The organism is Nocardioides sp. 1609, from assembly GCF_004522105.1.
Taxonomy (GTDB): Bacteria; Actinomycetota; Actinomycetes; order Propionibacteriales; family Nocardioidaceae; genus Nocardioides.
Map to the genome: position 1 here is coordinate 124,455 of NZ_SPUJ01000002.1, position 14,052 is coordinate 138,506.

At 74.3% G+C, this 14,052-nt stretch carries 12 protein-coding genes; 1 reads left to right on the plus strand and 11 read right to left on the minus strand.

Going from position 1 to position 14,052, the window contains the following annotated elements:
- Positions 1 to 76 precede the first annotated feature (76 nt).
- The 4 genes from hpt to dacB form a co-directional block, all read right to left on the minus strand.
- Complete coding sequence (gene hpt / locus E4623_RS05640; RefSeq protein ID WP_134765563.1) at positions 77 to 628, minus strand: hypoxanthine phosphoribosyltransferase; 552 nt, start codon at positions 626 to 628, stop codon at positions 77 to 79.
- Between the two features lie 17 nt (positions 629 to 645).
- Positions 646 to 1,611 (minus strand): tRNA lysidine(34) synthetase TilS, encoded by a 966-nt coding sequence (tilS, locus tag E4623_RS05645; RefSeq protein WP_134765564.1) that lies wholly within the window; start codon positions 1,609 to 1,611, stop codon positions 646 to 648.
- A 22-nt stretch (positions 1,612 to 1,633) separates the two neighbouring features.
- Entirely contained in the window at positions 1,634 to 2,704 is a 1,071-nt protein-coding gene (locus E4623_RS05650) for a zinc-dependent metalloprotease (protein WP_245154924.1), read from the minus strand.
- 369 nt (positions 2,705 to 3,073) lie between these two features.
- A complete protein-coding gene (gene dacB, locus E4623_RS05655) occupies positions 3,074 to 4,591 on the minus strand; it encodes a D-alanyl-D-alanine carboxypeptidase/D-alanyl-D-alanine-endopeptidase (protein ID WP_134765565.1) in 1,518 nt (505 codons plus the stop codon).
- Between the two features lie 100 nt (positions 4,592 to 4,691).
- Here dacB and E4623_RS05660 point away from each other — a divergent pair, with 100 nt between their 5' ends.
- The gene (locus E4623_RS05660; protein ID WP_134765695.1) at positions 4,692 to 5,186 is read left to right on the plus strand and encodes an inorganic diphosphatase; all 495 of its coding nucleotides are present in this window, start codon (positions 4,692 to 4,694) and stop codon (positions 5,184 to 5,186) included.
- Positions 5,187 to 5,249: 63 nt separating this feature from the next.
- Here E4623_RS05660 and E4623_RS05665 read toward each other — a convergent pair whose 3' ends face one another.
- The 7 genes from E4623_RS05665 to E4623_RS05695 form a co-directional block, all read right to left on the minus strand.
- Positions 5,250 to 5,912, minus strand: a complete 663-nt coding sequence (locus E4623_RS05665; protein WP_167736496.1) for a class I SAM-dependent methyltransferase — start codon at positions 5,910 to 5,912, stop codon at positions 5,250 to 5,252.
- Between the two features lie 127 nt (positions 5,913 to 6,039).
- A complete protein-coding gene (locus tag E4623_RS05670; protein ID WP_134765567.1) occupies positions 6,040 to 6,567 on the minus strand; it encodes an alpha/beta hydrolase in 528 nt (175 codons plus the stop codon).
- On the minus strand, positions 6,567 to 8,564 hold the full coding sequence (locus E4623_RS05675) for an acyl-CoA dehydrogenase (protein ID WP_134765568.1): 1,998 nt from the start codon (positions 8,562 to 8,564) through the stop codon (positions 6,567 to 6,569). The genes E4623_RS05670 and E4623_RS05675 overlap by 1 nt, the downstream gene beginning before the upstream one ends.
- Positions 8,565 to 8,648: 84 nt before the next feature.
- Complete coding sequence (locus E4623_RS05680; RefSeq protein ID WP_134765569.1) at positions 8,649 to 10,013, minus strand: C40 family peptidase; 1,365 nt, start codon at positions 10,011 to 10,013, stop codon at positions 8,649 to 8,651.
- Positions 10,014 to 10,226: 213 nt separating this feature from the next.
- Positions 10,227 to 11,321, minus strand: a complete 1,095-nt coding sequence (locus E4623_RS05685) for a phosphatase PAP2 family protein (RefSeq protein ID WP_245154925.1) — start codon at positions 11,319 to 11,321, stop codon at positions 10,227 to 10,229.
- A 26-nt stretch (positions 11,322 to 11,347) separates the two neighbouring features.
- The gene (locus E4623_RS05690; protein WP_134765570.1) at positions 11,348 to 12,364 is read right to left on the minus strand and encodes an ABC transporter ATP-binding protein; all 1,017 of its coding nucleotides are present in this window, start codon (positions 12,362 to 12,364) and stop codon (positions 11,348 to 11,350) included.
- Positions 12,365 to 12,372: 8 nt separating this feature from the next.
- Complete coding sequence (locus E4623_RS05695) at positions 12,373 to 14,046, minus strand: ABC transporter permease subunit (protein WP_134765571.1); 1,674 nt, start codon at positions 14,044 to 14,046, stop codon at positions 12,373 to 12,375.
- Between the last annotated feature and the right edge of the window lie 6 nt (positions 14,047 to 14,052).

A 14,052-nucleotide genomic window follows, 5' to 3' on the forward strand; every position in this document is an offset into this window, starting at 1 on the left:
AGTTCATCCTCTCAGGTGCCTGGTCGCCACCCGAGCCAGAGGGTGCGTGGCGTGCGTGGCGTGCGTGGCGTGCGGGTCAGGAGTAGACGTGCGGCGCCAGCGTGCCGATGTCGCGCAGGTTGCGGTAGCGCTCCTTGTAGTCGAGCCCGTAGCCGACGACGAACTCGTTGGGGATGTCCCAGCCGACGTACTTGACGTCGACGGGCATCTGGAGGGCCTCGGGCTTGCGCAGCAGCGTGCAGATCTCGACGCTCGCCGGGTTGCGCGAGGTGAGGTTGGAGGTCAGCCAGCTCAGCGTCAGGCCGGTGTCGATGATCTCGTCGACGATGACGACGTGGCGACCGGAGATGTCGGTGTCGAGGTCCTTGAGGATCCGGACGACGCCGCTGGACTTGGTGCCCGACCCGTAGGACGACACCGCCATCCAGTCCATCTCGACGTGGCGGGTGAAGGCGCGCGCCATGTCGGCCATCACCATCACCGCACCGCGGAGGATGCCGACGATGAGGAGCTCCTCGCCCTCGTAGTCGCGCTCGATGGCCGCGGCCAGCTCGCCCACCTTCTCGTGGATCTCGGCCTCGGTGAAGAGGACGTTGACGAGTTCGTCGTCGACGTGGGCTGCGTCCATGCTCCGACCCTAGGGGGTCAGGTGGGCCGGAAGCCGAGGTGGGTGCGGTCGCGGAACGCGGTGACGTGCCCCGGCAGCTGGACCTGCCCGCGGACGTCGCCGGCGACGAGCGCGAGCAGCGCGGTGACGTGCACGTGGAACAGCTCGGACGCCGGGCTGCCGGCCGCGAGCGCGGCCAGCCGGACCACGCGGGAGCGGATCGCGGCGGGCTGCTCGGCGAGGGTCGACACGTCGAGGCCGTCGTCGACCCGGGCCTCGAGGAACGCGAGGTCGGCGAGGTCGTCGAGCGCCTCCATGTCGGGCCGCAGCTGCTCCGCGGTGCGGGCGAGCGTCTCGGCGACGCCGGGACCGAGCTCGCGCTCCAGCAGCGGCAGCACCGTGTGCCGCACCCGGGCCCGGGTGAAGCGGGGGTCGAGGTTGTGCGGGTCACGCCAGAACTCGATGTCCTCGGCGGCACAGGCCCGCTCGGTCTGGGCGCGGGTGACACCGAGCAGCGGGCGCCGGAAGATGTCGAAGGCCGCGCGCATGCCGGCCATCGAGCGTCCGCCGCTGCCGCGGGCGAGCCCGAGCAGCACGGTCTCGGCCTGGTCGTCCAGGGTGTGGCCGAGCAGCACGGTGCGGCTGCCGACCCGCTCCGCGACCTGCTCGAGGACGGCGTAGCGCGCCTCGCGCGCGGCCGCCTCGACGCCGCGGCCGGCCCCCTCGACCCGCACGCGGGCGCTGAGCGTCTCGTCGGCGCCGAGCGCGGCCATCTGGGCGACCACCCGGTCGGTGTGGTCGGCGGAGCCGTCCTGGAGCCCGTGGTCGACGACGGCGCCGACCACGCGCCGTCCGAGCCGGGGGCACTCGAAGACGGCCGCGGCGAGCAGGGCGAGGCTGTCGGCGCCGCCGGAGCAGGCGACCACGACGACGTCGCCGTCGGCCTGTCCGAGGCTCCGCCGCACGGCGAGGCGGACCGCCGCGACGGCGGGGTCCAGGCTCACCGCGCACCGCCCTCGGGGTGGCTCACAGGACGCGGCTCACCCAGGCCTCCGGGTCGGAGAGCTCGGCCTTGGACGGGAGGTTCTCGGCGCGGTCCCAGACGGCGTTGAACTCGGCCATCCCGACCTTGTCGACGACCGCGCGGACGAACTCGGCGCCGTCGCGGTACTGCGCCATCTTCGCGTCGAGGCCGAGCACCCGGCGCAGCAGCCGGTCGAGGCTGCCGGCGCCCTTGCGGCGCTGGTTGAAGCGGCGCCGGATGACGGCGACCGACGGGATCACGGTGGGACCGACGCCGTCCATGACGACGTCGGCGTGGCCCTCGAGCAGCGACATCATCCCGGTGACCCGGTCGAGGATCTCCCGCTGCTCGGGGGTGCTCATCAGGTCGACGATGCTCGCGCTGCCGAGCCGCTGCGGGCCGCCCTTGATGGTCTCGGCGACCCGCTTGACCGTCTCGTCGACGCCGCCGGGGCTCACGGTGGCGGCCAGCGCCTGCACCTCGGAGAACAGGTGCTCGCGCATCCACGGGACGGCGGTGAACTGCACCCGGTGGGTCTCCTCGTGCAGGCAGACCCACAGCCGGAAGTCGTGCGGGTCGACGTCGAGCTCGCGCTCGACGTGGACGATGTTGGGCGCGACGAGGAGCAGCCGGCCGTCGGGGGCGTGGAACGGGTCGAACTGGCCCAGGACCTTGCCGGCCAGGAAGCCGAGCAGCCCGCCGACCTCGACGCCGGTGACGCGCGAGCCGACGGCGACCGCGAGCCCCGACGGCGCCTTGCGCTCGGTGAGCCTGTCGACGAGCGGGCCGAGGAGGTGGCTGAACGCGTCGGCGTTCGCCTGGATCCAGCCGGGCCGGTCGACGACGAGGACCGGGGCGCCCCGCTCGGGGTCGTCGTGGACCGGGGTCGCGAGACCGGTGAAGTCGCGGACGTAGGCGGTCGAGGCGTTCGCGCCGTCGCGGAGCTCGACGACGGCGTCCTCGGCCTCGGCGCGACCGACCTCGGGGCCGTCGCCGGCGATCCGGCTCGCGACGCGGACGGCGAGGTCCCAGTCGACCATGGCGCGCGGGTCCGGGCCGCCGGGTTTCGTCATGCGCCGAACCTACCGGGGCGTCCGTGGGCCGGCGGACGGCGCGATCCGGGGGGCGATCCCGCGGGGCGGATCCGCGGGGCAAAAAAGCGGAAGGACCCGCTGGCGGCCTGATCTCCCCCCAGAGACAGCCGAGCGGGTCCTTCACGTACCTGGCGCGTGCCGCGATCCCCCCAGGTGCGCGGCACTACCACCGCCCACGACACTACGAAGTGCACGCCTCACATCGTTCCCAAGGAGTTAACAAGATCTCCACCGTTCAGTAACAAGGTCGGATTTGCCTGGACAGTTGCCGGGACTTGCCGCTAAGCGAGGTCGGGGTGGTCTGGACCAGGGCCTCGGCCGCTGGTCCGGACTGCCCGCGGACGGTGGTCAGGAAGCGCAGGCGCAGGCGCCCAGAGCAGCGGCCGCGGCGTCCATCACGACCCGGGCGTCGAGGCCCTTCTCCAGCGACACCCGGTCGGCCATCAGCGCGAACACGAGCACCGTGCCGTCCACGTCGGTCGCCAGGCCCGCCAGCGACGTCACCGCGCTCAGGGTGCCGGTCTTGGCCCGGACCCGGCCGAGGCCCGCGAACGGCCCCTCCGTCATCCGGTCGGTGAGCGAGCCGGTGAACCCGGCGACCGGGAGCCCGGTGACGACCGGCCGGAGGCCGGGGTGGTCGCCCGAGGCCGCGAGCCGCAGGACGTCGACGAGCACCGAGGGGTCGAGCCGGTTCTGCCGGGACAGGCCGCTGCCGTCGTACAGCTCGGAGGCGCCGAGGTCGATGCCCGCACGCCGCAGGACGGTGCGGACGCCGGCCCGCCCGGCCTCGATCGAGCCCTCCCCGCCGACCGCGATCCCGACCTGACGCAGCAGCACCTCGCTGGCGTCGTTGTCGCTGACCTCGAGCGCCCGCTCGACGATCTGGCGCAGCGGTGGGCTGTCGACCGAGGCGAGCACGGGCGCACCGGCGAGGACGCCGCGCGTCGGTGCCCCGACGACGGTGATGCCGGCGGCGGCCAGGGCCTCGGCGAACGACGTCCCGGCCTCGACCGCCGGGTCCGGGACCCGGCCCAGCCCCGTGCGCACGCGCCCCTGGTCGACCCAGAGCGCCGACGTCGGGGCCGCCTCGCCGGAGGAGACGTAGTCGTCCTCCCAGGTCGGGTTCTCGGCGGGACCGGTGAACGCCGAGTCGTCGACCACCAGCCGCACCCGCCGGCGTCCGTCGGCCCTCAGCGCCTCGGCGGTCGCCTGCGCGAGCGTCTCGAGGTCGGCGCGCGCCGGGTAGGGCCAGGGGGCGCCGTCGAGCCCGACCGGGCCGCGCTCCAGGTAGGGGTCGCCGCCGCCGACGAGCGCGATCCGGTTGCCGGAGGCGCGGACCTCGGTGGTGAACACGTGGTCCGGTCCCAGCGCGAGCAGCGCCGCCGTCGTGGTGACGACCTTCGTGGTGGAGGCCGGCATCGCCGTCCCGCGGCCGGAGGTGAACGCCGCGCGGGCGCCGGTCAGGGGTGCGACCTCGACCAGCAGGTGTCGACCGAGGTCGCGGTCGCCGAGGTACGGCGCGAGCGCGGCGCGCACGGCCGCGGCGTCGACGCCGCGGCGCGGGGACGGCGCGGCGACCGGGTCGGGCGCGGTGACCTCGGGCGCCTCGACGCCCGTCGGCGGTGCGACGGTCGTGGGGTCGGCCGGGCCGGCGGCCGCGTCGTCGGCGCCACGGAACCGGTCGATCACGTCGTAGTGCCAGGCGGCGAGACCGCCGGCCACCAGGGCGAGGACCAGGACGAGGGCGAGGGTCCCGCGGACGGCGCCCCGGTCGGCGCGGGCGGCTCCCGGGGCGGCTCCGTGGGCCGGTCGGTGGGCCGGTCGCGGGGTCGCCGGTCGACCGTGTCGTACGTCACTCCCGACCATCGAGGCCCCCTCCGCTGCGCGAACGGGGCCATTGTGCGCGAGACTGACCCGGCGGCGGCCATCGACGGGCCGATCACGACTGGACCGGAGGATGCACGTGCTGGAGTTCGACGTACTGGTGGAGATCCCCAAGGGCGAGCGCAACAAGTACGAGGTGGACCACGAGTCCGGCCGCATGCGGCTCGACCGGATGCTGTTCACCTCGACGCAGTACCCGACCGACTACGGGTACATCGAGCACACCCTCGGCCTTGACGGCGACCCCCTCGACGCGATGGTGCTGCTCCAGGCGCCGACGTTCCCGGGCTGCCTCATCAAGTGCCGCGCGATCGGCATGTTCCGCATGACCGACGAGGCCGGCGGCGACGACAAGGTGCTGTGCGTGCCGGCGTCCGACCCCCGCCAGGAGCACATCCGCGACATCAACCACGTGCCGAAGTTCGACCGGCTCGAGATCCAGCACTTCTTCGAGGTCTACAAGGACCTCGAGCCCGGCAAGTCTGTCGAGGGGGCCGACTGGGTCGGCCGCACCGAGGCCGAGGCCGAGGTCCTGGCGTCGTTCGAGCGGCTGAAGGCAAACCCCCTCCCCCACTGAGTCCTGGGCGGGGGCGGGCTGCCCGTGGGTGGCCAGGCCGGCGCCATTCCGGCCCGGGCTGCGTCAGGCCTTGACGCCCCGGAAGTAGCCGATCGCCCCCGACAGCTCGAGCACCGGGTCCCGGACGCCCTCGGCACGGAGCCACCCGAGCAGCTCGGGGCCGGTGCAGGACGGGCCAATCAGGCCGGCCAGCCGCCCGACCCGCCGCAGCGGCTCGTGCACGATCCCGGTGTCGTTGAGGACCGCGCTGCCGGCGATGACGCCCCCCGGGCGCAGCACCCGGACCATCTCGACGACGGCGCGGGCCGGGTCGGGGAAGCAGTGCAGGCCGGTGAAGGAGACGACCCGGTCGAACGACGCGTCGTCGAAGGGCAGGTCGCCGACGTCGGCGAGCCGGGGCTCCACCTGGTCCTCCAGGCCGCGACGGCGGGCGGCGTCCACGGTGCGCTCGAGCATCGCCGGCGCGATGTCGGCGGCGACGTAGTCGAGGCCCTGCCCGACCGTGACACCACGCAGCGCGACCCCGCCCCCGCACGGGACGTCGAGGACGCGGGTGCCGGCCGGCAGCAGGCTGAGCTCGCCGGCGGCGTCGTGCAGCCGGCGCAGGTCGCTGTGGATGCCGACCCGCCACAGCGCACCGCCCGCGAGGGGGTGCTCGACCGACCAGTCGTAGACGCTCGCCCAGAGCGGGTCGTCGCTCCACGGACGCAGACCTGGCAGCTTCACGGCAGCCTCGCGGGGCGGGGCTCCAGCGGGGTGCCCCAGGCGTGCAATTGCCCACGCTGGCTCGATTTTCCGTGCCGAACCCGAGCCAACGTCGGCAATTGCATCGCCGGGGCCCTCGACGGCCGCGTCACGGCGCGGCCGCGAGACGGCCGAGGAAGTGGTCGAGGGCCCGCTCGACGTCGGCGAGGACGTCGAGCGGCGGGACGTCACCGCCGCGGCTCAGGGCGTGGTCGGCGCCGTCGACCTCGAGCACCGTGACGCTCGCCGGCAGGTCGGCGGCGACGTCGGCGTCGTGGAGGTCGTCGGCCAGGCCCGCGACGACGAGCTGCGGGGCCGGGTTGGCCCGGATGCCCGCGGCGCACGCGTCGTCGCGCAGGAGCGGGGTGAACCAGACGGCGGGCCAACCCTGCCGGGCGACGTACGACGCGGCGCGGGTGCCGAGCGACTTGGCCAGGACCAGGTCGGGCACGTCCCCGTCGAGCGCCTCCACCAGCCGGGCCTCGACCCACGCGTCGGCGTCGTCGGGGACGCCGTCGGGGAGCGACCACGAGACCGCCCGGACGCCGTACCCGTTCCGCTCCAGCACGGTCCCGGCCAGCGCCAGCAGCGGAGCGGTCGCGGTGTAGGCACGCCCGGGCAGGACGACCGCCGGCATCAGGCGCCGCCCACCAGCGCCGGCGCCCGCAGCATCTCCGGCGGGACACCCAACCCGTCGACCAGGTCGCCGGCGAGCGGGCGGATCTTGCGGCACAGCGACGAGATCTCGCGGGTGATCGCCTTGCTGCGCTGGGCGGAGAGGCGTCCGTGCTCGAGGAACCACGCACGGTCGGCCTCGATGCCGGTGAGCGCGTGCAGGTCGCAGAGCAGGTTGAGGGCGACCTTGAGGTCGCCGTCGGGCAGGGAGCGCATCTTCTCGACGTACGCCTCCAGCACCAGCCGCTCCATGTGGGCGCGGGCGGCGGCGATCACGTGGTCCTGGACCTGCGAGAACACCTCGCCGGGGCTCATCCCGCGGTCGATGCCGCGCTTGAGCCGCCGGGCGGCGCCGGCGAGGGTGTGCTCCTCGCGGTAGCGGTACATGGCGAGCTGGTAGTCGGGGTCGAGCAGCCCGGCCTCCTGGTCCCAGTCGTCGCCACCGGGCAGGACGTCCTTGATCCGCTCCAGCCAGGCGTGCACCCCGGTCCTCTCGATCACGGTCTCGACCGACAGCGCGGCGACGAAGCGGACCATCCCGAACTGGTCCATCTCCTCGAACTCGCTCGCGTAGTCGGTGAGCAGGCCCTTGGCGACCAGCTGCAGGAGGACGTGGTTGTCGCCCTCGAACGTCGTGAACACGTCGGTGTCGGCCTTGAGGGCCGCGAACCGGTTCACCGCCAGGTAGCCGGCCCCGCCGCACGCCTCCCGGCACTCCTGGATCGTGCGGGTGGCGTGCCAGGTGCCGAGCGCCTTGGTGCCGGCGGCGCGCGACTCGAGCCGGCGTCGCGCCAGGTCGACCTCGCCCGGACCGGCGTCGGCGTCCAGGACGCCGGAGAAGACGTCGTGCACCTGGCCGGCCACGACCTCCTGCGCGAAGTGCAGCGCGTAGGTGCGGGCCAGGAGCGGGAGGAGACGGCGCTGGTGCAGGCCGTAGTCGAGGAGCAGCTCCTCCTCGGTCTCGCTGGTCGCCTCGAACTGGCGACGCCGGAGGGCGTACTTCGTGGCGATCGCGATCGCCACCTTGGCGGCGTTGATCCCGGCGCCGCCGACGCACACCCGCCCCTGGACGAGGGTGCCGAGCATGGTGAAGAAGCGCTTGTTGGGGTTCTCGATCTCGCTCACGTACTCGCCGGCCGCGGTGACGTCGGCGAAGCGGTTGAGCAGCGCCTCGCGCGGCACCCGGACCTCGGAGAACCAGAGCCGGCCGTTGTCGACCCCGTTGAGGCCCATCTTGAGGCCGTCGTCCTCGATCCGGACGCCGGGCGCCGGCCGGCCGTCGACCCGGATCGGGACGACGAACGCGTGCACCCCGCGCGACTCGCCCCCGACCACGAGCTGCGCGAACACCGCGGCGACCTCGCCGTGGACGGCGGCGTTGCCGATGTAGTCCTTGGCGGCGTCGTCGCGGGTCGTGGTGATCACGAACTCCTCGGTGCCGGCGTCGTAGGTCGCCACCGTCCCGAGCGCCTGGACGTTGGACCCGTGCCCGGTCTCGGTCATCGCGAAGCAGCCCATCAGCCGGCCCGACACGATGTCGGCGAGGTAGCGCTCGTGGTGCCGGGCGGTGCCGAGCTGCAGCACCGCGCCGCCGAAGAGGCCGAACTGCACCCCGACCTTGACCAGCACCGACAGGTCGCCGAGCGCGAGGGTCTCGAACGCCGCCAGCGACGCGCCGATGTCGCCCCCGCCGCCGTACTCGGTCGGGAAGCCCATCGCGGTCTGGCCGGTCGCGGCCATCTCGACCACGACGTCACGGACCCGGTCGCGGAACGCCTCGGTCGTCATCTCCTCGGCGTCGACGAGCACCTGCGCGTGCTCGGCCAGCTGGGTGCGCACCAGGGTGCGGACGTCGGCGTAGCGACCGTCGAGGAGCTCGGTGAGCGCGGGGACGTCGACGTCCGGCTGCCGGTAACCCGGCCGGCCGTGGTGCGTGCGAGGGGCAGGATCGGTCGCCATGACGCCAGGCTACCGACCGGTAGGGAACGCCGTCAGCCTCCGGAGGGGCGGGTCGGGAACCGGTCAGGGCAGGTCACGGGCGGGTCACGGGCGGGCGCGGAAGTTCGGGGTGATCCAGTAGTACATCGACTCCTCGACCACCGGACGCCCGGTGCGCGGGGCGTGGATCATCATGCCGTCGCCGACGTACAGCGCGACGTGGTAGATCGACGACGGGTTGCTGGAGGAGCCCCAGAACAACAGGTCACCCGCCCGCAGGTCGGACGACGCCACCGGGGTCGCCTGCTCGTACTGCGCGACGGAGTAGTGCGGCAGCGACACGCCGCCGGCCGCCCACGCCTGCATCGTCAGACCGGAGCAGTCCCAGGCGTCGGGTCCGGCGGCGGCCCACACGTACGGCTCGCCGAGCTGTGCTCGGGCGAACGCGATGGCCGCCTGCGCGCCGCCGTTCGGTGCGGGCGCGGGGTCGGGCGCGGGAGCCGGTGCGGGCTCGGGCTCCGGGTCGGCGGCGGGCTCGGGGTCGGGGTCGGCGGCCGGCTCGGGGTCGGCAGCCGGCTCGGGGTCGGCCGCGGGCTCCGGGTTGGGGGACGCGGGCGGGGCCGGCTCGGCCGCGGCCGCTGCGGCCGCAGCCTGCTGGGCCCGTCGCTCCTCGCGGCGCTTCCTCGCCGCCTCCGCCGCGGCCGCCTCGGCGGCCCGCTGCTCGAGGCCGGCCTGACGGCGTTCGGCGATGGCGACGCTGACGCCCTGGAGCCGGGCGAGCTCGTCGATCAGGGCGGTCTTGCGGACGGCGACCGCCTGCGCCTGCGCGGCGGCGTCGTCCTGGGCGGCCTGCGCCTCGGCCTGGGCCTCGCGGGACCTGGTCAGCGCGTCCTCGGCGTCTTGCTCGGCCTGCTCGGCGTCGTCGGCGGCGACCGCGGCGTCGTCCTGGGCGTCCAGCAGCCCGTCCTGCTGCGCCTGGAGGGCCTGCGCGCCGAGCCGGGCGGTGCTGAGCCGGTCGAGGAGGCTCTCGACGCCCTCGGCCTCGGTGACGGCCGAGAGCGTGGCGAGGTCCGACCCGTTCGTGTACCGCGAGACGACGGCGCGGCCGTAGACCACCCGCAGCCGCTCGACCTCGGCCTCAGCGGCGACCTGGTCGGCCCGGGCCGCGTCCGCGGCGTCACGGGCCAGGCCGGCCTCGTACCGGGCCCCGTTGAAGGCCTCGGCGGCCTGCGCGGCCCGGATCGAGGCCTGCTCGACCTCGGCGTTCGCGGCGGCCAGGTCGGCCTGCACCGCGGCGACGTCGCGCGCTCCCGCGGCGGCCGCGTCCTGCGCCTCCTGCACCTGCTGCCGCGTCGGGACCGGCACGTCGTCGTCCGCGGTGGACGGCCCGGCCAGCCCCCCGCCGAGGAGGACGCCGACGACGGCACAGGCAGCAACAGAACGGGCTCGGGGGAGCAACTCGAGTCTCACGAGTCACAACTTCAACAGAAGTCGGCAAAAGTCACAAGCGTTACGGCGTGTCGGCTTGACAAACTACATGCTTGTAATTCGTGCGGCGGTCGTCGGGGCGCGGTTTCCCCGGTCGACCGGGGAAACCTGAACTGGGCGGCCCGTGCCCCGGTCGACAAGTTCAGAGATCCCCGGTCGACCGGGGAAATCCCGACGGCCGGCACCACGGCACGGCTAGAGCGCGGCGTCCTCGGGACGGGCGGCGGACGACGCGACGGGGGCCGCGGACTCGTCGTCGCGGCGGCGCAGGTGCCGGTCGAAGCGCTGGCCGGTGGCCAGGCCGCCGAGGTAGAAGGAGACCATCGCGAGCGTGATCCCGGCGATGTCGTCGGCGATGTAGTGCCAACCGAAGTACATGGTGGCGATCACGGTGAGGCCGAAGTTGACCCAGAAGATGCGCTTGATGATGACGCTGCGCACCGTGTACTGGACCATCAGCGCCCACAGCAGGGTGATGCCGCAGTGCAGGCTGGCGAACCCGGCGACCGAGTTCACGATCCCCTCGACCCCCTGCCCGTCGTACCCGCCGTAGAGGAAGAGGTCGCGGGACCGGTCGAGCGAGCGGATCAGGTCGGTCGTGCCGGTGTGGGCCAGGTCGGTGTAGCCCGGCACGTAGTGGAAGACCGGGCCGAGGGTCGGCAGCGCGTAGTAGGTCGCGGTGCCGATCGACCACGCGAAGCACTGGGAGGTCACGAACCAGTAGCCGAAGGAGAGGTTGCGCGACCAGACGATCCACGCCATCACCGCCAGCGGCACCAGCGGCACGAAGAGCAGGTAGATCGTGGACAGGACGTGCGCGGTGACGGAGGTGCCGAGGACGTCGTGCAGGACCGGCCCGGGCTGGTGGCCGAAGAACAGCGCACGGTCGACGGCGTTCAGCTCGCGGTCGAACATGTCGTCGGGGTTGTCGAAGGAGCGGACGAACGGCAGCGCCGACTTGAGGTTGCGGTAGCTGACGTAGGTCACGTAGAAGCACACGACGCCGAGCCCCACGAGCAGACCGCGCTCGCGGGTCCAGTGCGTGCGCCACCGCTCCCGGACCACCGGCAGCATCGCCGAGCGCCGCAGGCGGGAGTGCCACAGCATCCGCGGCACGATGTCGAGGACGACGGTGAAGCTCAGCAGCAGCGGGAGCCGGATCCACGAGGGCCCCAGGAACGCGCCCTCCGGGTCGAGCAGCGGCTGGTCGTAGCGCAGCGACACGACCAGCGCCAGCGTCCCCATGGTCGCGGCGATCCCGACCAGGACGACGTAGGCGCGGCGATACACCCGGGCATTCTAGGGAGCCGGACGGCTCAGCCGCCGATCGGCGCCAGCCGGGCGGGCTCGACCGCCAGGGCCACCCGCTCCCCCGGCGCCGTCGGGGCGCCCGGCGTCGCGACCGCGTCGACCTCGCCGACCCCGTCGACGTCGACGACGAGCCGCACCTGGTCGGGCGTGGCCCGGGTGGAGCGGACGACGCCCACGAGACCCGCACCGACCCCGGACGCGCCGCCGTCGGTCACGGAGGGTTCGGCCACGGTGAGCGCCGAACGACGGACCGCGACCGACGACGACGCGGGCAGCCCGGCGGCCCGCAGCACGGTCGCCGCGGCGGCGCCGTCGAGCACCCGGGCGTAGCCGAGGAACAGCGCGGTGGCGGCGTCGGCCGGCGCGGCCCAGACGTCGGCGATGGCGCCCTGCTGGACGATGACGCCGTCGCGCATCACCACGAGGCGGTCGGCCAGCGCGAAGGCCTCCTCCTGGTCGTGGGTGACGACGAGCGTCGTGGTGCCGGCCGCGCGCAGGATCCGGTCGAGGTCGCCGGCCAGCCGCTCGCGCATCCCGGCGTCGAGGGCCGAGAGCGGCTCGTCGAGCAGCAGCAGCCTCGGGTCGGCGGCCAGCGAGCGGGCCAGCGCGACCCGCTGCCGCTCGCCGCCGGAGAGGGTGCCGGGCAGCCGGTCGGCGTACCCGTCGAGCCCGACGAGGCCGAGGAGGTCGGCGACGCGCGCGGCGGCGTCCGGGGTCCGGCGCAACCGCAGTGCGTAGCCGACGTTGCGCGCCACGGTGAGGTGGCCGAAGAGCTGGCCGTCCTGGAACATCATCGCGAAGCGCCGCCGGTGGGTCGGGACGCCGGCGAGGTCGGCGCCGTCCCAGGAGATGGTGCCGGACGTCGGCGGCTCGAGCCCGGCGACGGCGCGCAGGAGCGTCGACTTGCCACAGCCGGACGGCCCGAGCACGGCGACGACGCTCCCGTCGGGGACGACGAGGCTCGCGTCGCGGACGGCGTCCGTGCCGTCGTAGGCGACGGTGAGGTGGTCGAGGGTCAGCACGGGCTCTCCTACCAGGCTCCGAGTGCGGGGACGCGGAGCCGCTCGACGGCGAGCAGCACCAGCGCCGTGGTGGCGGCGAGCACGACGCTGGCGGCCAGCGCCATGCCGTAGCTGAGCTCGCCGGGCCGGCCGATGAGCCGGAAGATCACGATGGGCAACGTCGGGTGGTCCTCGCGGGCGAGGAACGACGTCGCGCCGAACTCGCCGAGCGAGACCGCGAACGCGAACCCCGCCGCCGCCAGCAACGGCTTCCAGACCACCGGCAGGTCGACCGTGGCGAGGGTCCGCAGCGCCCCGGCGCCGAGCGAGGCGGCGGCCTGCCGCTGCCGGTCGTCGATGCCCGCGAGCACCGGCACCAGCGTGCGGACGACGAGCGGCAGCGCGACCAGGGCCTGGGCGATCGGCACCAGCAGGGCCGAGTCGCGCAGGTCGAGCGGCGGCTCGTCGAGGGTGATGAGGAACCCGAAGCCGAGCGTGACCGCCGAGACCCCGAGCGGCAGCATGAAGAACCCGTCGAGGACGCCGCGCAGCCGTCGTTCGGCCCGGCTCCGCGAGCGGCGGGTGACGACCACGGCGACGAGCATCCCGAGCAGCAGCGACATCCAGGTGGCGTCCACGGCGACGCGCAGCGAGTTGACCAGGGCCTCGGTCACCGGGACGACCAGCCGCGGCGCGCCGCCGTCGGTGCCCGTGGCGCCGTCGCCGGCGAGCGCGCGGTAGAAGCGCAGCGTCCAGCCGCGGTCGTCGCGCAGGCTGCCGAGCACGAGGGTGAGGATCGGCGTCGCGACGGCCACCAGGAGCAGGACCGTCGCCGCGAGGGCCGGGACGTCGCCGCGGCGGACCCCGCGCGGCCGGGCCGTGGTGGCGTGGCGGGCCACCGTCGGGTCCGGCACCCGCCGTGCCCGGCCGGCGACGAGCAGCAGGCCGACCACCACCACCAGCTGCACGATCGAGAGCGCCGCCGCGGCCGGCAGGTCGAGCAGGTCGGTCGTGAGCAGGTAGATCTCGGTCTCCACCGAGGCGTAGCGGGTGCCGCCCAGGGTGAGGACGACGCCGAACGCCGTCGCGCAGAACAGGAACACCACGCTCGCCGCCGACACCACCGCCGGGCGCAGCGCCGGCAGCGTGACGGTGCGGAACACGGTCACCGGGCTCGCGCCCAGCGCCGCTGCCGCCTCGGCGGGACGCCGGTCGAGGCCCTCCCACGCCGACCCGACGGTGCGGATGACCACGGCGACGTTGAAGAACACCAGGGCGGTGACGATGCCGGCCGGCGTCCCGTCGAGGCCCAGGAACCCGAGCGGCCCGCCGTCGCGGAGCAGCTGGCGGAACGCGACGCCGACGACGACGGTCGGCAGCACGAACGGCACCAGCAGCAGCCCGCGGACCAGTCCGCGCAACGGGTACGTCGGCCGGTACAGCGCGTACGCGGCCGGCAGCCCCAGCACCACGGCGAGCGCCGTCGCGGTGGTCGAGGACCAGAGCGTGAACCACAGCACCCGGTGCACCCGCGGCCGGGCCAGCACGTCGAGCACCGCCCCGGGGTCGAAGCCGCCCTCGGGCCAGAGGCCGCGCTCGAGCATGCCGGCGACCGGCAGCACGAAGAAGACCGCCAGGACGCCGACGGGCAGCGCCGCCAGCCCGAGCAGGGCGGCGGTGCGGCCGGTCGACGTGCGGGTCATGGTCGT